This is a genomic window from Pseudomonas sp. NPDC087690 (assembly GCF_044743175.1).
GTDB lineage: Bacteria > Pseudomonadota > Gammaproteobacteria > Pseudomonadales > Pseudomonadaceae > Aquipseudomonas.
Map to the genome: position 1 here is coordinate 1 of NZ_JBIUVX010000025.1, position 19,341 is coordinate 19,341.

Here is a 19,341-nt window from a genome sequence, read left to right on the forward strand (position 1 = left end):
AGTCCGGTTGTTCCGGCGGCGTGTAGTTTTACTACAAATCTTCCGGCATTTCAGCCTTTCGGATGTATAGACGAGTAGTAAAACTACAGATGAAAGGCTTGTGGCCTCCGACTGCGTTGTGAGAATAATCGTTAAGGTTGGTCGATTACCATCCGTAAAAGGTGAAACTTTGATGTTGGATGCTAAAGAAGAAGAAATTTCAGCTATTTCTAACTTTTGTTCGACAGTCCTTCACGTAGCGGGTTTTCATCATTCACTACAAGCGGCCATTTACACGCCGATCAAGGATAGACCATGACCCTGCCCGTGCTTGCCGAACTGCCTGCCATTCTCCTGCCGTTGGTCACTCGATCCGAGCAGTCGTTCCGTACGGCCGTCGCCGCGCTTGAAGACGATCACGGCTTTGCCAACTGGACGCCAGAGCGCTGGGCGCAGTTCGCCCGCGTCACCGCCGCCAGCGAGTTTGTCATTGAACAGAGCGTTCGTGACCCTTTGATGTTGTTGGCGCTGGTGCAGTCCGGCGAGCTCGACCGGCCTTTTGCGCCGGGTGAATTGTGTGCGCAGATTTCTGCTGCCGTAAACGCGGCGCAAAGCGAAGACGAACTCGGTCGCGCCCTGCGCCGTCAGCGCGCCCGCCATCAGGTGCGGATCATCTGGCGTGACCTCACCCGTCAGGCCGATCTGGTGCAGACCTGCCGCGATCTCTCGGACATGGCCGACGCCACCATCGACCAGGCTTATCAATGGTTGTACAGCCGCCATTGCGAACAATTCGGTACGCCGACCGGGCGCCGCAGCGGTTTGCCGCAGCCGATGGTCATCCTCGGCATGGGCAAGCTCGGCGCCGTCGAGTTGAACCTGTCTTCCGACATCGACCTGATTTTCGCCTACCCCGAGGGCGGCGAAACGGTGGGCGTGAAACGCTCGCTGGATAATCAGGAATTCTTCATTCGTCTCGGCCAGCGCCTGATCAAAGCGCTGGATCCGATGACCGTCGACGGCTTCGTGTTCCGCGTCGACATGCGCTTGCGCCCATACGGTTCGTCCGGCGCGCTGGTGTTGAGTTTCAACGCGCTGGAGCAGTATTACCAGGATCAGGGCCGCGACTGGGAACGCTACGCGATGATCAAGGCGCGGGTGGTGGCTGGCGATCAGGTTGCGGGGGCGCAGTTGCTCGACATGCTGCGACCATTCGTTTATCGGCGTTACCTGGACTTCTCGGCGATCGAAGCGCTGCGCACCATGAAGCAGTTGATCCAGCAGGAAGTGCGGCGCAAAGGCATGGCCGACAACATCAAGCTCGGCTCCGGTGGTATCCGCGAAGTCGAGTTCATCGCTCAGGCCTTTCAGTTGATCCACGGTGGCCGCGACTTGAGCTTGCAACAGCGCCCTCTATTAAAGGTATTGAGTACGCTGGAGGGTCAGGGTTATCTGCCGCCGGCAGTGATCAGCGAGCTGCGCGAAGGCTACGAATTCCTTCGTTACACCGAACACGCGATTCAAGCGATTGCCGACCGCCAGACCCAGATGCTGCCGGATGGCGCGCAGGATCAGGCGCGCATCGCCTTCATGCTCGGTTTCGCCGATTGGGAGGCGTTCCACGAAAGACTGATGTTCTGGCGCGGCCGTGTCGCCTGGCACTTCGCGCAAGTGATCGCCGATCCCGACGAGGAAGACGGCACCGAAAGTGAAGTGGTGGTCGGCGGTGAATGGCTGCCGCTGTGGGAAGAAGAGCAGGACGAAGAGGCGGCTTGCCGACAGCTGGAAGAGGGCGGTTTCGCTGATGCGAGCAAAGCCCTGAAGGCGCTGGCCGGTTTGCGCAGCAGCCCGCAGTTGCGAGCTATGCAGCGACTGGGGCGTGAACGTCTCGATGCGTTTATTCCGCGTTTGCTGGCACAGGCAGTAGAGCACGCCAATCCCGATCTGGTGCTTGAGCGGGTGTTGCCGCTGGTGGAGGCGGTTGCCCGACGTTCGGCTTATTTAGTCTTGCTCACGGAAAACCCCGGTGCGCTGCGGCGCTTGCTGACGTTGTGCGCGGCGAGCCCGTGGATTGCCGAGCAGATCACCCGCTTCCCGCTGCTGATGGATGAATTGCTTAACGAAGGGCGTTTGTTCAAGCCGCCATTGGCGCCAGAGTTGGCCGCCGAATTGCGCGAGCGTCTGACGCGAATCCCGGAAGACGATCTCGAACAACAAATGGAAGCCCTGCGCCATTTCAAACTGGCGCACCGCCTGCGCGTCGCCGCCTCGGAAATCGCCGGCAGTCTGCCGTTGATGAAAGTCAGCGATTACCTGACCTGGCTGGCCGAAGCGATTCTCGAGCAGGTGCTGGCCCTGGCCTGGCGCCAGACCGTGGCCAAACACGGCACTCCGCTGCGCACCGACGGCACTTTGTGCGATCCCGGTTTCATCATTGTCGGTTACGGGAAAGTCGGCGGTCTGGAACTGGGACATGGTTCGGACCTGGATCTGGTGTTCATCCACGACGGCGACCCGCAGGCGGAAACCGACGGTGCCAAGCCGATTGATGGCGCGCAATTCTTCACCCGACTGGGGCAGCGGATCATTCATTTGCTGACGGCGCAGACCAACTCGGGTCAGCTCTATGAAGTGGACATGCGTCTGCGTCCGTCCGGTGCTTCGGGGCTGCTGGTGAGTTCGCTCGGCGCGTTTGCCCGCTATCAGGAAAATGAAGCCTGGACGTGGGAACATCAGGCCTTGGTACGGGCGCGGGTGCTGGTCGGCAGTCAGGATGTCGGTCAGGCGTTCGAGAAGGTTCGTGCGCAGGTGTTGGGCAAATCCCGCGATCTGGCAAAGTTGCAACAGGAAGTAAGCGAGATGCGCGCGAAGATGCGCGACAACCTCGGCACCAAGAGCACCGCGGCGGGTACAGCGGCAAATGCCTTCGACGCCACGGCGCCGTTCGACCTCAAGCAGGACGCCGGAGGTATCGTCGATATTGAATTTATGGTGCAATACGCGGCCCTGGCGTGGTCGCACAGCCACCCGCCATTGCTGCGCTGGACCGATAACATCCGCATCACGGAAGAGCTGGAACGCGAAGGGCTGATGCCCGCCGAAGACGCCAGCCTGTTGCGTGAGGCCTACAAAGCCTACCGCTCCGCCGCCCACCGGCAGGCCTTGCAGAAGGACCCGGGGGTGATTGCCGGAGACCAGTTTGTCGAAGAACGGCGGCAGGTTTTGCGGATATGGAAAGAGATGGGGCTAAGCTGAAACGCAGATGTAAGAATGAATGCAAAAACCTGTGGGAGTGAGCCTGCTCGCGATAGCGGAGTATCAGACGACAACAATGTTGAATGTAACGACCCCATCGCGAGCAGGCTCACTCCTACAATGGATCTGCGGTGAGTCGCAGATGTGTGAATAGATGCAAAACCATGTAGGAGCGAGCCTGCTCGCGATAGCGGAGTAACAGTCGACAGAAATGTTGAAGGTAATGACCCATCGCAAGCCGCCGGTGTTCCCACAGTGATTATCGAGGCGGGGAGGCGTAAATGCCTCCCCGGTTCGTTTTTGGAAACCACATGAATATTCTGATCGTTGGGCCCAGTTGGGTCGGTGACATGGTGATGGCGCAGACACTGTTTCAGTGTCTCAAACAGCGCCACCCGCAATGCGAAATCGACGTGCTGGCCCCCGAGTGGAGCCGGCCGATCCTTGAGCGCATGCCCGAAGTGCGCAAGGCCTTGAGCTTTCCGCTCGGCCACGGCGCGCTGGAATTGGCGACGCGTCGACGCATCGGCAAATCCCTGCGCGGTCAGTACGATCAGGCGATTCTGCTGCCCAACTCGCTGAAATCGGCGCTGGTGCCGTTCTTCGCCGGCATCCCGAAGCGCACCGGTTGGCGCGGCGAATTCCGCTACGGTCTGCTCAACGATGTGCGCACCCTCGATAAAGAACGCTATCCGCTGATGATCGAGCGTTTCATGGCCCTGGCCTATGAGCCGAACGCCGAACTGCCGAAACCGTATCCACGCCCAAGCCTGCAAATCGATCCGGTCACCCGCGAAGCAGCGCTGGCCAAATTCGGCCTGAGCCTCGATCGTCCGGTGTTGGCCCTGTGCCCCGGCGCCGAGTTCGGCGAATCCAAGCGCTGGCCGTCCGAGCATTACGCCAAAGTCGCCGAAGCGCGTATTCGCGAAGGCTGGCAGGTGTGGCTGTTCGGCTCGAAAAACGATCACGCGGTCGGCGAAGACATCCGCGCGCGGCTGATCCCGGGCCTGCGCGAAGAATCGGTCAATCTCAGTGGCGGCACCTCGCTGGCCGAGGCCATTGATTTGATGTCCTGCGCCGACTCGGTGGTGTCCAACGACTCCGGTCTGATGCACGTCGCCGCTGCGCTGAACCGCCCATTGGTGGCGGTCTACGGCTCGACGTCGCCGGGCTTTACCCCGCCGTTGGCCGAGCACGTCGAAGTGGTCCGGCTGGGGCTCGATTGCAGTCCGTGTTTCGACCGTACCTGCCGCTTCGGCCATTACAACTGCCTGCGCCAACTGATGCCGGACGCAGTCAACGATGCCTTGCAGAAACTGCAGGGCTCCGTGGTCGAGGTTCATTAAGTTGCGGGTACTGCTGATCAAGACTTCATCGCTGGGCGACGTGATTCACGCGTTGCCGGCGCTGACCGACGCCGCCCGGGCGATCCCCGGGATCAAGTTCGACTGGGTTGTTGAAGAAGGCTTCGCCGAGATTCCGACCTGGCACCCGGCCGTCGATAAAGTGATTCCGGTGGCGATCCGCCGCTGGCGTAAAAACATCTGGAAGACCATTACCAGCGGCGAGTGGAAACGCTTCAAGCAAAGCGTGCGCGCGAACAAATACGACTTGGTCATCGACGCTCAGGGTCTGCTGAAAAGCGCCTGGCTGACCCGTTACGTCAAAGCGCCGGTGGCCGGTCTCGACAAAGGCTCGGCCCGTGAGCCGATGGCTGCGCGTTTCTATGACCGCAAACTGGCCGTGGCCCGTGGGCAACACGCCGTCGAGCGTGTGCGGCAGTTGTTCGCCATCGCCCTTGGCTACGACTTGCCGAAAGGCTTGGGCGATTACGGCCTCAATGTCGAGCGTCTGGTCGAGCTGCCGCGCAAGAACGCTTTTGTGGTGTTCCTGCATGGCACCACGTGGGACACCAAGCACTGGCCGGAAGCCTACTGGCGCGAACTGACCGAACGCGTCGGCTACCTCGGCGTCGGCGTCAAACTGCCGTGGGGCAACCCGCAGGAAAAGGCCCGTGCCGAGCGTATTGCCGCCGGTTTCAAGCACGCCGAAGTGCTGCCGAAACTCAATCTGGCCGGCGTCGGCAAAGTCCTCGCCGGCGCGCAAGCCTGTGTAGCGGTGGACACCGGTCTCGGCCATTTGGCCGCTGCGCTGGACGTGCCGACCATCTCGCTGTTCGGCCCGACCAATCCGGGTCTGACCGGCGCCTACGGCAAATTGCAGATTCACCTGGCCAGCGACTTCCCGTGCGCGCCGTGCCTGCAAAAGAAATGTACCTATCAACCGACCGCGCAGGATGCCCGTCAGTTTGACCTGAAGCGTGAGCAGCCGCTGTGCTTCACGCGTCTGAACCCCGAGCGTGTCGCCAGCCGACTGAGCACGTTGTTAATGGCTGAGGAGCTGCGCTGATGCAATTGGCATTCGTCCTGTACAAATATTTCCCGTTCGGTGGCTTGCAGCGCGACTTCATGCGCATCGCCCTCGAATGCCAGCAACGCGGTCATCAGATCCGCGTTTACACGTTGATCTGGGAAGGCGAGGTGCCGCCCGGTTTCGAAGTGCTGGTGGCGCCGGTCAAGGCGTTCTTCAACCATCGTCGCAATGAAAAGCTCAGCGCGTGGATGGCAGCGGATCTGGCCAAACGCCCGGTGGATCGTCTGATCGGCTTCAACAAGATGCCCGGTCTGGACGTCTATTACGCCGCCGACGGCTGCTTCGAAGACAAGGCGCAGAACCTGCGCAATTCGCTGTACCGCCGCTGGGGCCGTTATCGCCACTTCGCCGAGTACGAGCGCGCGGTGTTCGCCAAAGACGCGAAGACCGAAGTGCTGATGATTTCCGAAGTGCAGCAGCCGTTGTTCATCAAGCATTACGACACGCCGCTTGAGCGCTTCCACCTGCTGCCGCCGGGCATCGCCCAGGATCGTCGCCGTCCAGCGGATGCTGATGAAATCCGCGCCGGTTTCCGCGCTGAATTCAATCTCAAGGATGACGAGCTGCTGCTGGTGCAGATCGGCTCCGGCTTCAAGACCAAAGGCGTTGATCGCAGCCTGAAAGCGCTGGCCGCATTGCCCGCGGAACTGAGAAAGCGCACCCGGCTGTTTGTAATCGGCCAGGATGACCCCAAATTGTTCCAGATGCAGAGCGCGACTTTGGGCCTGGGCGATAACGTGACGTTCCTCAAGGGGCGCAGCGATATCCCGCGTTTCCTGCTTGGCGCCGATCTGTTGATCCATCCGGCGTACAACGAAAACACCGGCACGGTATTGCTTGAGGCGCTGGTCGCCGGCCTTCCGGTGCTGGTCAGCGCGGTCTGCGGTTATGCCCATTACATCGCTGAGGCCGACGCCGGGCGAGTGCTGGACGAACCGTTCGATCAGGCGCAGCTGGCGCAATACCTGACTGACATGTTGAAAGACGACGCTGCACGCGCGGCCTGGAGCCGCAATGGTCTGGCCTTCGCCGAGTCGGCCGACCTCTACAGCATGCCGCAGCACGCGGCCGATGTGATTCTGGCGGAGCACGCTTAATGAAGTTGATGCTGGCTGAACCGTTCAAAAGCCTTTGGGCCGGACGCGACCCGTTCGCCGAAGTCGAAGGCTTGCAGGGCGAGGTATACCGCGAGCTGGAAGCACGCCGGACACTGCGCACGGAAGTCGACGGCAACGGATTTTTCGTCAAGATCCACCGTGGCATCGGTTGGGGCGAGATTTTCAAGAATCTGCTGACCGCCAAGCTGCCGGTACTCGGCGCGGGTCAGGAGTGGAAAGCCATCCAGCGTCTGCAGGAAGTCGGCGTGCCAACCATGACCGCCGTCGCTTACGGTGAGAAGGGCAGCAACCCGGCGGATCAGCATTCGTTCATCGTCACCGAAGAACTGGCGCCGACCATCAGCCTTGAAGACTTCAGCATCGACTGGGTCAAGCAGCCGCCCGAGCCGAGACTCAAGCGCGCACTGATCGCCGAAGTTGCGCGCATGACCGGCATGATGCACCGCGCCGGCGTCAATCACCGCGACTGCTACATCTGTCACTTCCTGCTGCACACCGATAAACCGGTGACGGCAGAAGATTTCAAACTCTCGGTGATCGACCTGCACCGTGCCCAGACCCGCGCGAAAATCACGCAGCGCTGGCGCAACAAGGATCTGGCGGCGCTGTATTTCTCGGCGCTGGACATCGGCCTGACCCGCCGCGACAAGCTGCGTTTCCTCAAGGGCTATTTCCAGCAGCCGCTGCGGCAGGTTCTCGCGGAAGAAGCGCCGTTGCTGAGTTGGCTGGAAGGCAAGGCCAACAAGCTCTATGCGCGCAAGCAGCGTTACGGGGATGCGCTCTGATGGCGGGTTGGATCCTTGAACCTGAATACAGCGATCTCGCCGACGACTTCGGCAGCCTCGAAGCGGTGTTCGCCCTGCAAGGCGAGCGCCTGACCCGCGACCCACTGTCGGAAGTCATCCGCGTCGAGCGCAATGGCGTCAACTACTACGTCAAACGCTACGTCGGTGCCGGTAAGGGCTTGCGCCGTTACCTCGGCAAGCCGCGGGTCAAGATGGAGTGGCAGAACCTCAAGCGCTTTGCCAAGTGGGGCATTCCCACCGCTGAAGTGGTGGCCTGGGGCCTGGAGCGACGTGGCGCGGCGTACGACCGTGGCGCGATGATCACCCGCGAACTGCCGCGTACCGAAGACCTCTCGGCGCTGGCTGAGCGCAACGATCCCAAGCTCAAGGATCGCGCCTGGGTCGATGGCGTGAGTCGGCAGTTGGCCGCTTATACGCGGATCATGCATGACCATCGCTTCACCCATAACGATCTGAAGTGGCGCAACCTGCTGATCGACGATCAGGCGCAGTTGTTTTTGATCGACTGCCCGAACGGCGATTTCTGGCGCGGTTTCTGGCTCAAGTACCGCATTACCAAGGATCTGGCCTGCCTCGACAAGGTCGCCAAATATCACCTGTCGAATACCCAGCGCCTGCGCTTTTACCTGCAATACCGTGGGCGTGATCGCTTGAATGCCGCTGACAAGAAGCGCATTCGCCACGTGGTGAGATTTTTCGAGGGACGCGAATGACTGATTTTCTGGCCGCTGAAGACCGTGCGCTGCTCGAGCGTAATGGCCTCGGCACTTTTGACGCCCTGTGGGCCAAGCAGCTCGAAGCGGTGGACGAACCGAACACCGACGGTGGCGGCTGGAGCAGCGTGTTTCGCCTTGAACTGGAAGGTCATGCCTATTACCTCAAGCGCCAGAGCAATTACCTGACCCGCACCTTGCACGCACCCTTTGGCGAGCCAAGTTTCGCCCGTGAGTTTCGCAATATCAGTCGTTACAACACGCTGGGGGTTCCGGCGCTGCAAGCGGCGTTCTTTGGGCAGCGCAAGGTCGACGGTGAAGTTCGCGCGATCCTGCTGACCCGGGCGTTGGACGGCTGGGATGACCTCGATTCGTTGTTGCAGCGCTGGTCAGAACTGACCGCCACGCAGCAATCGGCGATCCTCAAAGCCTGCGGGCAACTGGCGCGGCTGCTGCACGGTCTGCGTCAGGTGCACGGTTGTTTTTACCCGAAACATATTTTCTTGCAGGCCGACGGCGCGCAATATCAGGCGCAGTTGATTGACCTGGAGAAAACACGGCCACTGCTGTGGGGGATGCGCGATCGGGTCAAGGATCTGGAGCCGCTGCTGCGCCGCGCGCCACAATGGAACGAGGCGCAACTGCGCGAGCTGCTGGCGGCCTATGTCGATCAGTCGGTCGACAGCTCGCTGGTCAACGCGTGGGTTACGCGTCTGACCGCACGACGCAGTCGCAAGGAGACTCGCTGATGCACCTGTCCGACCTGAAAAATGCCGGGCGCACGCCAAGCCTGCCGCTGACGATTGCCCTGGCCGATGCCGCCGGGCCTGCCGATCTGCAGTTGCTGAGTCTGCTGCGGGTGTTGCCGGGGCAGCGTTATGTCGGTGCCGGTGTCTGGCGCGGTCGGCCAGTGCTGGCGAAGTTGCTGGTCGGCAGCAAGGCTGCGCGGCATTTTCAGCGTGAGCTCAATGGCGTGAAACTGCTGGCAGCGCAAGGCCTGACCACGCCGTTGCTGCTGGCCGATGGCTTGAAGGAAGGCGAAGGTGGCTGGCTGTTGTTCGAGTTTCTCGAAGGTGCCGAGAGCCTTGGCGATGCCTGGAGCCAGGTCGAGTCATTGCCGGTGCTCGCCGATGAGCAATCGGGGGTGCTGGCCGAAGCGCTCGGTGCGATCGCGCAACTGCACAGCAAAGGCCTGTGGCAGCAAGACCTGCACCTCGACAATCTGCTGCGCCACGACGGCCAGTTGTACTTGATCGATGGCGCCGGGATCTGCGCGGAAACCGCCGGTCAGCCGCTGTCACGGCAAAAGGTGCTGGAAAACCTCGGCGTATTTTTCGCCCAGTTGCCCAAATCGCTGGAGCCGTTTACCGAAGAATTGCTGGTGTATTACCTGCTGAGCAACGCTGAGCACGCGCTGCCGCTGGAAGCGTTGCAGAAGCAGATCGACAAGGTGCGCGCCTGGCGTCTGCGCGATTATCTGATCAAGGTCGGTCGTGAGTGCACACTGTTTGCGGTGCAGCGTGGTGCATTCGCTCTGCGCGCCATTCGTCGCGAGGAAGAAGCGGCGATGGTGCCGGTGCTGGAGCAGGCCGATGCGCTGCTCGATCAGGGGCATCTGTACAAGACCGGCGGTGCGGCGAGTGTTGGCAAGGTCGACGTGGCCGGGCGCACGCTGGTGATCAAACGCTACAACATCAAGAATTTTGCCCATTGGCTCAAGCGTTTCTGGCGCCCGAGCCGTGCGTGGCACTCGTGGCGTGAAGGCAATCGTCTGGCGTTCCTCGGCATCGCCACGCCGAAACCGCTGGCAGTGCTGGAAAAGCGTTTTTTGTGGCTGCGCAGCCGCGCTTATCTGATTACCGAATACCTGCCGGGGCCGGACATCATCGAGCGTTTTGCGCCGTATGTTGAAAGTGGCGATGCACCGGAAACCGAGTTGCAGGCACTGGATCAGCTGTTCGCGCGATTGATTGCCGAGCGCATCAGCCACGGCGATTTCAAGGGCCATAACCTGTTCTGGCAGGAAGATCGCTGGGCGCTGATCGATCTTGATTCGATGTGCCAGCATGGTTCGCTGGGGAGTTTCGCCCCGGCCTATGCCCGTGACCGGGCGCGTTTCATGCGCAACTGGCCGCAGAGCAGCGCGTTGTATCAAGTGATTGATCAGCGCTTGCCCAAAGACATCTCCGGCGCTGCCTGAGCCGCCTTCGCGAGCAAGCTCGCTCCCACATGAAATGCGTTCAGGATGTGGGAGCGAGCTTGCTCGCGAAGAGATCGGCCGAAACACTACAAATCCCCACGGGGAAACGGTGCACAACACCCACTGACTTCTCCTACAGCTTCTACAGAAGCCATGAACTGTGCGGCCTCCAGCCCCGATGCTAGTTTGCCTGACGACTTCGGAGGGCAACGCTTGATGATCAACAAGGCTGCAACACTGGCTGTTTTTTCATGGGTTTTATCGGGCTGCGGCAGTGCCCTGACCGTGCTGCAGGACGACGCCGACGTCGCCCGCGACATGCGCAAACAGAAAACCTACTGCCAATCCATTCCGCGCATCTACAGCGGTCTGGCCTTCGATTTCTGCGTATTGAACGCACCTCCCGATCCCACGGGCTTCCTGGTGCCCTTCGTGTTGCTGGACCTGCCGCTGTCCGGGGTATTCGACACGGTCTCGCTGCCGTACACGCTTTATCGGCAGATCGAAGATGGCAATCTGAATATTTACTGGCGTTCAGGTGGCGGGTAACTGGTTTGCCTTCGATAGCCAGGTACAGCGATGTCATCGTCTATGTCGATGAGAGCGGTGACCATGGGATGCAAACACTGGATCCCAAATATCCCGTTTTTGTGCTCGCGTTTTGCGCCTTCGACAAGCGGCATTACTGCGAAAAAGTCATTTCTGCCCTGCAGAAATTCAAGTTCACCCATATGGGCCACGACCTGATTGGTCTGCATGAACTTGAAATTCGCAAAGAGAAAGGCGCGTTCTCAGGACTTTTCATTTCCCGGGAGCACAAGAATGCTGTTCTTGAGGAGCTGACGTGCATCATTGAAGCCAGCAACTTCGTTCTGATCAGCTGCGTCATAGACAAGGCTGCTCTGCGCGAAAGGCAAGGCCCCAGCCATAATCCATACCACCTCGCTCTCGGCTTTTGTCTGGAAACGCTCTATGAGTTCTTGCAGGAAAAGAATCAGCAAGGGGCAACGACGCATGTGATTTTCGAGCGCCGAGGGAGGCGGGAAGATAACGAGCTTGAGTTGGAGTTTCGCAGGATGTGCGGTGGTGCGAATCGTTTGGGAATTCAACTGCCATTTGACATCGTCTTTGCCACAAAACAAGTGAATTCCACCGGTCTGCAGCTCGCTGATCTCGTTGCGAGACCCATCGGCATGAGCGTTCTGAAGGCTGGTCAGGAAAATCGTGCATTTGAAGTACTCAAGCGCAAATTTTACTGCAGCGGCGGGCGGAACAAAGTCGGACAGGGTTTCGAGAACTGGGGCTTGAATATTTTCCCCTCCCCAGAAAGCGAAAAGCCCCGGTGATCTCACCGAGGCATTAGCGCCGACCGGGATCCCCCAGTCCATTTGCGTACGAGCATATGACGAGAGGTACAGAGTGTCAACGCGCAGGCGCGGCAGTTCGGCTAGAGGCTTGTGGGCGCTTTTACGCTATAATCCCGCCCTTTAGCTGTCTCTCGCCCGGTGCGAGGGCACATCAATTTTCAAGGCGCATCGCGCCTGCATGCAGACTAAAGAGGCTAGACCCCTGTGGCATTGACGATTCTTGGCCTGTCCGGCGCCCTTAGCCATGATCCTTCAGCAGCCTTGTACATTGACGGCAAGCTGGTGGCGGCGGCTGAAGAAGAGCGCTTCGTACGCGATAAACATGCAAAGAACCGCATGCCCTACGAATCGGCGAAGTTCTGCCTGGAGCAGGCCGGTATCAAGCCGTCCGACGTTGACGTGGTGGCGATTCCGTTCGCGCCGATCAGCCTGTTCGGCGAGGCTCGCTGGCACTACGCCAAGCGCTACTGGTACGCGCCGGATCGCGCCCTCGATGCGATCCTGATGGGCAATCGTCGCTACAAGCGCTATCGCAACAAGATCGTCTGGTGCCTGGAACAGCTGGGTTTTGATCCGAAAAAGATCAAGATCGAGCCGGTCGAGCACCACCTGGCTCACGCCTCCAGCGCTTACCACTGTTCCGGTTTCCAAGAGAAAACCGCGATCCTCGGTATCGACGGCAAAGGCGAGTACGCCACGACCTTCTTCGGTTACGGCGAAAACGGCAAGATCCACAAGATCAAGGAATTCTTCGATCCGGACTCCCTCGGCGGCCTGTACGGCGCGATCACCGAGTTCCTCGGTTTCGAGATGCTCGACGGTGAGTTCAAGGTCATGGGCATGGCGCCGTACGGCGACGCCAGCAAATACGACTTCTCGCGTCTGGCCTCGTTCGAGAACGGCGAGCTGGTGATCAACACCGACTACGCCAACGTGATCGGCCTGCGTCGCTATAAAGAGAAGGGCAAAGGCTTCTACTTCTCGCCGAAGCTGATCGAATGGCTGGGTCCCAAGCGCGAAGGCGATATCGCTGACGAGCCGTACATCCATTACGCCGCAAGCATGCAAGCGCTGTTCGAAAAGATCTCGCTGCAGATGATCGACTACTACCTGGGCGACGTGCTCAAGGAAACCGGCAAGCTGGCGTTTGCCGGAGGCTGTGCGTTGAACGTCAAGCTGAACCAGAAAATCATCGCGCGCAATGACGTCAAAGAGCTGTTCGTCCAGCCGGCCTCCGGCGATGCCGGCACTGCTGTCGGCGCTGCCGCTTACGTTTCGCACGCCCGTGGCGTACCGGTCGAGAAGATGGAACACGTCTACCTCGGCCCGTCGTACAGCAACGAAGACGTGATTGCCGCGTGCGCCCGTCACGAAAACAAGCCGACCTGGCGCAAGCTCGACAACATGCCGGAGCAGATCGCCAGGATCATGGTCGATGGCAACCCGGTGGCCTGGTTCCAGGGCCGCATGGAATTCGGTCCGCGTGCATTGGGTGGTCGTTCGATCATCGGTTGCCCGAGCATTCCCGGTGTGGCTGACCGCATCAACCACCAGATCAAGTTCCGCGAGCGCTGGAGGCCTTTCTGCCCGTCGATGCTCGACACCGTTGCACCGCAGATGATCAAGATCGATCACCCGGCGCCGTTCATGACCTTCACCTTCGAAGTGGCGGATGAGTGGAAAACCCGCGTGCCGGAAGTCGTCCACGAAGACGGTACCTCCCGTGCCCAGGTGCTCAAGCGCGAATACAACCCGCGCTACTACGACATGATGAAGGCGCTGGAAGTCCTGACCGGCAACGGTGTGTCGCTGAACACCTCGCTCAATCGTCGTGGCGAACCGATGATCTGCTCGCCGACCGATGCGCTGAACATGTTCTTCGGCTCCGATCTGCAGTACCTGATCATGGAAGACATTCTGGTGGTCAAAGAGGGCGCAAACGCTTATGACTCGCTCGGCTGAACGCCATGTGCTGCAGTTCTGTCACGGCTATGACGGGCCGTTCCTCGACTGCGCACGGCAGTATGCCAGCCTGTTCGCGGGCACCGGTTATCGGGTGACCACGGTCTTTCTGACCGGGGTCGCCGATAGCGAGGTGGCCACCGCGTGTGCTTCCGATGAAGTGTTGTTCATGGAATACAGCTCCAAGGCCATTCGTGGCCTGAAGCTGGGCGCCATCGGCGATCTGCGCAAGATCGCCGCTTCCCGCAATTTCAGTTTCTGCATCGCCCATCGCTTCAAGCCGATCTATATCGCCTTGCTCGGCACTTCGTTGCCGGTGATTGGCGTGCACCACGCGTTTGACGATTACAAACGCGGTACGCGCAAGCTGTTTGCGCACATTTTCCGTAAGCGTCTGAGCCTGCTCGGCGTGTCCGATGCGGTGCGCGACGACATGCGTCGTTGCCTGCCGAAGTGGCCGCAAGAACGTATTCAGACGCTGTATAACCGTATTGATGTGCCTGCGCTGCAATTCAGTCAGGTGTCCGTCCGCGAAGCCCGCGAGACCCTTGGCCTTGCACCGGATGCGTGGATTGTCGGCAACGTTGGCCGGCTGCACCCGGACAAGGATCAGGCAACTTTGCTGCACGGCTTTGCTGCGGCTTTGCCGGGTTTGCCGGGCAACAGCCAGTTGGTGATTCTCGGCAAGGGCCGTCTGGAGCAGGACCTCAAGGAACTGGCGCGCGAACTGGGTATCGGTGATCGCGTGCTGTTCCTCGGTCAGGTGCCGGATGCGCGCAATTACTTCCGTGCCTTCGATGTATTTGCCTTGAGTTCCGATCACGAACCGTTCGGCATGGTGCTGCTGGAGGCCATGGCCGCCGGCGTGCCGCTGCTCGCCACTGCGTGCGGTGGCGCGAAGGAAGTGGTGGAAGGCGTGGGCATTCTGTTTCCGCTAGGCGATGCCGAACACTTGGCGCAAGGCCTGCAACATCTGGCTGGTATGGATGATCAACAGCGTCTTCAGTGCGCCGAGATGATGCTCGATCGTCTGCGTGAGCGTTTCTCCGACCGTGCGGTGCGTGACACCTTCTGGCGTCTGCCGCAAGTTACCGATCTGGCACCGAGGGGCTGATGCTCAACCGATTTCAAGGCTGGCGCGAACGTGGCTGGTCGCCCGTTGACGCCTCCACCTATGCAACCACCTGGCGGCGTTTCGGTGGCAGCGTTGCGACTCACCCATTGGTGGTGGAGCGTCTGGCTGATCTCGCCGGCATCCCGGTGCGTTACCTGGCCTGGGAGCAACAAGGCGAAATCAAGGCGGCGATCCCGACCTGGGGACGCGATCTGGCGTTGTCCAAGGACGTGCTCAAGCGCAATGGCAAAAAAGGCTTGTTCGACCTCGGCAATGCCGAGCTGATCCTGCCGGCCGCCGTTGAGGCCCAAGCCCCGCTGCGCCATCGCGCACGCTACCTGTCGGCCCTCAATGAAAGCCGCTTCAGCGGCCTGAAGTTGCAGACCGAACAACTGGCCATGGCCCGCACTCCGGAAGATCTGTCGAAGAAATTCCGCTACAACCAGCGCCGCGAACTGCGTTTGCTGGAAGAGGCGGGCGGCGTGGTGCGTGCGGTCAGTGAGTTCTCCAGCGCCGAACTGGCGGCGATCTACTGCGATCTGTTTCAGCGTCGCTGGGGCTTCCCCGCTACCGGCGCAGCGCGTATGGCTGATGTCATCGAGCTGCTGCGCGAGCTGCTGATAGGTTCGGTGATCTTCCTCAATGATGCGCCGATCGCGATTCAACTGGTGTACCGCGTCGAAGCGCCAGAGTGGATCAGCGTCGAATACATCAACGGCGGTGTCGATCCGCAAACCCGCGATTTCAGCCCCGGCAGCGTGTTGAGCTTTCTCAATACGCAAAGCGCCTGGGAGCACGCGCGAGCGCTGGACAAGCCGCTGCGCTTTTCCTTTGGTCGCGCCGACCGTGAATACAAGGATCGCTGGTGCAATCCTGTGCCGGTGTTCACCGTATGAGCCCGCCCATGAGTCGCAAACAACAATTGCTCAAGCGTCACCGGCGCAACAAACGCATCGGTCTGTTGATTGCGCTGGCCGTGTTGATCGCGGTCGGTGTACTGGTTGTTTGGTGGTTGCCGCTGGTGCTTGCAGTGATCGGCTGGATCACCCATGAGGCGTGGTTCGCCGATCATTTGTTCTATTCGCCGAAAGACGATTACCAGTACAGCTTTCCGCCGTTCACACCGCAGCCAAAAGTGCACCTTAACGGTGAACAATTGCGCCTCGATGAAGGCGTGATGCTGGTGGATGACGCCACGCTGATTCTCGCGGTGCACGTCAAAAGCACATGGCTGGGACGCTTCTTCGATCCGCGCATTGAGCTGGCAGGCGGTACGAATCCCGACGCGCAAACCTTTGAGCGCGGCGTCAACGGCCTGCGTTATCTGAACCTCAGCGGTCAGGCGCAAGCCTTGTCCCAAGGCGTGCTGCGCTTGCGCGGACGCTTCTGTCGCGTCTGGGGTGAGCCGCTGCTGTGGGCGCTGGAGCAAGCGGATTACCGCCGTTCGCGGGTGATGGTGATTGCTCCGCACGCCGACGATGCGGAACTGGCCGCCTACGGTTTGTACAGTCAGGCCGATGAAGCCTGGATCGTCACCCTGACTGCCGGCGAAATTGAAGCCGAACACTATCAGCAGATGGGCCTGAGCAAAGTCGAAGCCGCGCGGCTCAAGGGCCGATTGCGTGCCTGGGACAGCCTCGCCGTGCCGCGCTGGGCTGGCGTGCCACAGGAAAACTGCGTGCAGCTCGGTTATTTCTGTCTGCAACTGGCAGCGATGCAGGCTGCGCCGAGTCAACCGGTCGCTTCGCGCGAAGCTGATTTGAGCGATACCCGATTATTCCGTCAGTTGAATCCGTTCAGTTTGCCGAGCGACGTCGACGGCGCGCCGACCTGGAACAATCTGCTGGCCGACCTGCGCGAAGTGCTGCTGCGAGCGCGCCCTGACGTGATCGTCCTGCCGCATCCGTCGCTTGATCCGCATCCCGACCATCTCTGCAGTCAGCAAGCCGTGATGCAGGTGCTGAACAGCCTCGACTGGCAGCCGACCCTGCTCGGTTACGCCAACCATTTGCACGATAACGATCGCTGGCCGATGGGCAATGCCGGTGAAGGCGTTGCGTTGCCTCCGGCCTTCGATGGCGCCGTACCGATGCAGCCGCTGTGCTTGCCGCTAACCCTTGAGCAGCAACGCGACAAGGCCATGGCGCTGGGCATGATGCATGACTTGCAGCCGCCAGCACCGTTCAAGCGTCGTTTGCGCCGCTTGATTCAGCGCGTGCTGGCCGGGCGTGCGCCGTCGATATACGGCGAGAACGAGTTTTTTCGAAAAGCGGTCCGACGCCAGGAATTACTCTGGCTGCTGAAACCGGGTGAATCAGGCGTGAATCGGGGAGATTTATGAGTCAACGGTCAAAGGTTCTGCAGTTGCAACCTGACTACAACGTCAAAGCCCATGATTTCGCCGACCTTGCCGAGCAGATCGTCAAGGCGTTGCCGTCGGAGCGCTATGAGATCACTGCGGCTTTCCTGCGCGGTAAACCTGCGGCCGGTGAGCCAGTGAGTCGTGCTGACCGCTCGGTGTATTTCGAGTTTTCCGACAAGTCGCTCAAGGGCATGCGCCTGCGGGCGATGTGGCAGCTATACAAGTTCTGCCGCCGGGAAAAGTTTGACGTGGTGATCTGCAACCGCTTCAAACCGGTGAACATGATGCTCACGCTCAACCGCTGGTTGAAGGTGCCGTTGTGTATTGGCATCTCCCACGGTTTCGGCGAATACGACCGTTTCTATCGTCGTCGTCAGACCCAGCGCCTGATCGATCGGCACTGGCGTTTCGTCGGTGTTTCGCCAGCGGTCAAACAGTACCTGCTGGACTGCGATTGCGGGTTCACCGACCAGAATACCTACGCTATTACCAACGCCATCGACATCGAACAGGCCGAAGGCTTGCAACACAGCCGTGAAAGGGCTCGCGAACTGCTCGGTATCGATCCGGATGTGCGCCTGATCGGCGCGCTGGGGCGATTGGTTTCGGTCAAGGGCCATACCTATCTGTTGCAGGCGTTTGCCGCGCTCAAGGACAAATACCCGAACACGCAATTGGCAATCATCGGTGCCGGCCGCCTGCAAGCGCCGCTGGCTGCCGAAATTGAGCAGTTGGGCCTGGGCGGACGCGCACATTTGCTGGGCTTCAAGGAAAACGCCCTGCAATACGTGCGTGCCTTTGATATCTGGACCATGCCGTCGCTGGCTGAAGGCCTTGGCCTGGCTTTGCTCGAAGGCATGAGCGGGCACCTGCCGGTGATCGCCTCGAACGTGCCGGCCATGCTGCCGCTGATCGAAGGCGCAGGCGGGTTGTCGATTACCCCGAAAGATGTGCCGAGCCTGGTCGAGGCGCTGGATAATTATCTCGCGCTGTCCGATGACGAGCTCAAGGCCAAGGGCGAGCAGGCTTACCGCTATCTACAGGACCAGCATGATATCGAGGTGTTCCGTCAGGAATATCTGGACTTGATTGACTCTGGCCTGGAACAGGCTCGCAGGGAGCAGCCATGAGTGAACAAACAGCAACGAGCGAAGCGAACGCCCTCGTCACCGTCATCATCGCATCGTACAACCACGGGCCGTACATTGAGGAAAGCATCCTCAGTGTCATCAACCAGACTTACAAGAACATCGAACTGCTGGTGATCGATGACGGCTCGAACGACGACAGCGTCGAGCGCATCAGTGCTTTGCAGGCGCAGCACGGTTTCGATTTCCGTGTGCAGCAGAACCAGGGCCTGACCAATACGCTCAATGGCGCCATTGCGCGCGCCAAGGGCAGCCTGATCGTGCCGTTCGGCTCTGACGACATCATGTATCCGGAGCGTATTGCCACGCAGGTGGCCTACATGGCCGGCAAACCCGAAGTCGGGATCTGCGCCGGCAACATCGAACTGATGGACGCCGATGGCAATCTCTACCCGGAAAAACGTCAGCGCCGCGACGTACCGTTCCGCCGCCTCGATTTCGACGACATGTTCCTTGAGCGCAAACCGTATCCGCCGGCGCCGACGCTGATGATCCGGCGCGAAGCGCTGGACAAGGTCGGCGGGTTCGATCCAGCGATTCGTCTTGAAGATCTGTATATCGAGTTGAAGGTGACGCGTGCCGGTTATTTCATCGACGGCTTGAACATGGTCATGGCGCGCTACCGCAAGCACGCCACCAACTCGTACAAGAATCACCGTTTCATGATCGAAAGCATCCTGCGTATCTACGCATTGTTCAGCGATCATCCGCTGTATGACGAAGTGCGTTACAAGGCGCTCAACTCGATGTTCCTCAAGACCGCCAACCGCAATCGCAAGCTGGCGCGGGAACTGCTGGCGCAGATCCCGTTCAAGGCGTGGAACAAAAAGACCTGGCGCGGTCTTGGACGGTTACTGTTTTCGCCGCGGGAAAAGAGTTGAAAC

At 60.0% G+C, this 19,341-nt stretch carries 15 protein-coding genes and 1 pseudogene; all 16 read left to right on the plus strand.

The annotated features are described in order from the left end of the window. Nucleotides 1–294: 294 nt before the first annotated feature. The 16 genes and pseudogenes from glnE (at nt 295) to ACIPIZ_RS20435 (ending at nt 19,338) form a co-directional block, all read left to right on the plus strand. The gene (gene glnE / locus ACIPIZ_RS20360; RefSeq protein ID WP_150647786.1) at nt 295–3,234 is read left to right on the plus strand and encodes a bifunctional [glutamate--ammonia ligase]-adenylyl-L-tyrosine phosphorylase/[glutamate--ammonia-ligase] adenylyltransferase; all 2,940 of its coding nucleotides are present in this window, start codon (nt 295–297) and stop codon (nt 3,232–3,234) included. A gap of 311 nt (nt 3,235–3,545) precedes the next feature. Further along, the gene (gene waaF, locus ACIPIZ_RS20365) at nt 3,546–4,580 is read left to right on the plus strand and encodes a lipopolysaccharide heptosyltransferase II (RefSeq protein WP_064387782.1); all 1,035 of its coding nucleotides are present in this window, start codon (nt 3,546–3,548) and stop codon (nt 4,578–4,580) included. 1 nt (nt 4,581) lies between these two features. Continuing rightward, nucleotides 4,582–5,643, plus strand: coding sequence for a lipopolysaccharide heptosyltransferase I (gene waaC, locus ACIPIZ_RS20370; RefSeq protein ID WP_053116715.1), 1,062 nt, complete (start codon nt 4,582–4,584; stop codon nt 5,641–5,643). Next, nucleotides 5,643–6,764, plus strand: coding sequence for a glycosyltransferase family 4 protein (locus ACIPIZ_RS20375; RefSeq protein ID WP_401167039.1), 1,122 nt, complete (start codon nt 5,643–5,645; stop codon nt 6,762–6,764). The genes waaC and ACIPIZ_RS20375 overlap by 1 nt, the downstream gene beginning before the upstream one ends. After that, nucleotides 6,764–7,570 (plus strand): lipopolysaccharide core heptose(I) kinase RfaP, encoded by an 807-nt coding sequence (gene rfaP, locus ACIPIZ_RS20380; protein ID WP_401167042.1) that lies wholly within the window; start codon nt 6,764–6,766, stop codon nt 7,568–7,570. Before ACIPIZ_RS20375 ends, rfaP begins: the two co-directional genes overlap by 1 nt. Continuing rightward, entirely contained in the window at nt 7,570–8,304 is a 735-nt protein-coding gene (locus ACIPIZ_RS20385) for a lipopolysaccharide kinase InaA family protein (protein ID WP_064387786.1), read from the plus strand. The genes rfaP and ACIPIZ_RS20385 overlap by 1 nt, the downstream gene beginning before the upstream one ends. Continuing rightward, the gene (locus ACIPIZ_RS20390) at nt 8,301–9,053 is read left to right on the plus strand and encodes a lipopolysaccharide kinase InaA family protein (protein ID WP_064387787.1); all 753 of its coding nucleotides are present in this window, start codon (nt 8,301–8,303) and stop codon (nt 9,051–9,053) included. Before ACIPIZ_RS20385 ends, ACIPIZ_RS20390 begins: the two co-directional genes overlap by 4 nt. Then, nucleotides 9,053–10,504 carry a lipopolysaccharide kinase InaA family protein gene (locus ACIPIZ_RS20395; protein WP_401167046.1) on the plus strand — a complete coding sequence of 484 codons (1,452 nt, stop codon included), beginning with the start codon at nt 9,053–9,055 and terminating at the stop codon, nt 10,502–10,504. Before ACIPIZ_RS20390 ends, ACIPIZ_RS20395 begins: the two co-directional genes overlap by 1 nt. A gap of 216 nt (nt 10,505–10,720) precedes the next feature. Further along, the gene (locus tag ACIPIZ_RS20400; protein ID WP_177430978.1) at nt 10,721–11,053 is read left to right on the plus strand and encodes a YceK/YidQ family lipoprotein; all 333 of its coding nucleotides are present in this window, start codon (nt 10,721–10,723) and stop codon (nt 11,051–11,053) included. Nucleotides 11,054–11,073: 20 nt separating this feature from the next. Beyond that, nucleotides 11,074–11,850: pseudogene (locus ACIPIZ_RS20405) on the plus strand (DUF3800 domain-containing protein); the annotation flags it as partial. A 225-nt stretch (nt 11,851–12,075) separates the two neighbouring features. Further along, nucleotides 12,076–13,833, plus strand: a complete 1,758-nt coding sequence (locus ACIPIZ_RS20410) for a carbamoyltransferase (RefSeq protein ID WP_064387790.1) — start codon at nt 12,076–12,078, stop codon at nt 13,831–13,833. Continuing rightward, nucleotides 13,817–14,947: a glycosyltransferase gene (locus tag ACIPIZ_RS20415; protein WP_064387791.1), complete on the plus strand. Its 1,131-nt coding sequence runs from the start codon at nt 13,817–13,819 to the stop codon at nt 14,945–14,947. Before ACIPIZ_RS20410 ends, ACIPIZ_RS20415 begins: the two co-directional genes overlap by 17 nt. Further along, nucleotides 14,947–15,843 carry an antimicrobial resistance protein Mig-14 gene (locus ACIPIZ_RS20420; protein WP_401167050.1) on the plus strand — a complete coding sequence of 299 codons (897 nt, stop codon included), beginning with the start codon at nt 14,947–14,949 and terminating at the stop codon, nt 15,841–15,843. The genes ACIPIZ_RS20415 and ACIPIZ_RS20420 overlap by 1 nt, the downstream gene beginning before the upstream one ends. An 8-nt stretch (nt 15,844–15,851) precedes the next feature. After that, nucleotides 15,852–17,288: a PIG-L family deacetylase gene (locus ACIPIZ_RS20425; protein ID WP_401167053.1), complete on the plus strand. Its 1,437-nt coding sequence runs from the start codon at nt 15,852–15,854 to the stop codon at nt 17,286–17,288. Continuing rightward, entirely contained in the window at nt 17,285–18,439 is a 1,155-nt protein-coding gene (locus ACIPIZ_RS20430; protein WP_064387794.1) for a glycosyltransferase family 4 protein, read from the plus strand. Before ACIPIZ_RS20425 ends, ACIPIZ_RS20430 begins: the two co-directional genes overlap by 4 nt. After that, the gene (locus ACIPIZ_RS20435) at nt 18,436–19,338 is read left to right on the plus strand and encodes a glycosyltransferase (protein ID WP_064387795.1); all 903 of its coding nucleotides are present in this window, start codon (nt 18,436–18,438) and stop codon (nt 19,336–19,338) included. The genes ACIPIZ_RS20430 and ACIPIZ_RS20435 overlap by 4 nt, the downstream gene beginning before the upstream one ends. Nucleotides 19,339–19,341 lie beyond the last annotated feature (3 nt).

Coding starts and splice junctions, on each gene's coding strand:
- rfaP (WP_401167042.1), top strand. CDS start 6,764: ATGAAGTTGATGCTGGCTGAACCGTTCAAAAGCCTTTGGGCCGGACGC.
- ACIPIZ_RS20390 (WP_064387787.1), top strand. CDS start 8,301: ATGACTGATTTTCTGGCCGCTGAAGACCGTGCGCTGCTCGAGCGTAAT.
- glnE (WP_150647786.1), top strand. CDS start 295: ATGACCCTGCCCGTGCTTGCCGAACTGCCTGCCATTCTCCTGCCGTTG.
- ACIPIZ_RS20430 (WP_064387794.1), top strand. CDS start 17,285: ATGAGTCAACGGTCAAAGGTTCTGCAGTTGCAACCTGACTACAACGTC.
- ACIPIZ_RS20425 (WP_401167053.1), top strand. CDS start 15,852: ATGAGTCGCAAACAACAATTGCTCAAGCGTCACCGGCGCAACAAACGC.
- ACIPIZ_RS20420 (WP_401167050.1), top strand. CDS start 14,947: ATGCTCAACCGATTTCAAGGCTGGCGCGAACGTGGCTGGTCGCCCGTT.
- ACIPIZ_RS20415 (WP_064387791.1), top strand. CDS start 13,817: ATGACTCGCTCGGCTGAACGCCATGTGCTGCAGTTCTGTCACGGCTAT.
- ACIPIZ_RS20435 (WP_064387795.1), top strand. CDS start 18,436: ATGAGTGAACAAACAGCAACGAGCGAAGCGAACGCCCTCGTCACCGTC.
- ACIPIZ_RS20400 (WP_177430978.1), top strand. CDS start 10,721: ATGATCAACAAGGCTGCAACACTGGCTGTTTTTTCATGGGTTTTATCG.
- ACIPIZ_RS20395 (WP_401167046.1), top strand. CDS start 9,053: ATGCACCTGTCCGACCTGAAAAATGCCGGGCGCACGCCAAGCCTGCCG.
- waaF (WP_064387782.1), top strand. CDS start 3,546: ATGAATATTCTGATCGTTGGGCCCAGTTGGGTCGGTGACATGGTGATG.
- ACIPIZ_RS20385 (WP_064387786.1), top strand. CDS start 7,570: ATGGCGGGTTGGATCCTTGAACCTGAATACAGCGATCTCGCCGACGAC.
- ACIPIZ_RS20375 (WP_401167039.1), top strand. CDS start 5,643: ATGCAATTGGCATTCGTCCTGTACAAATATTTCCCGTTCGGTGGCTTG.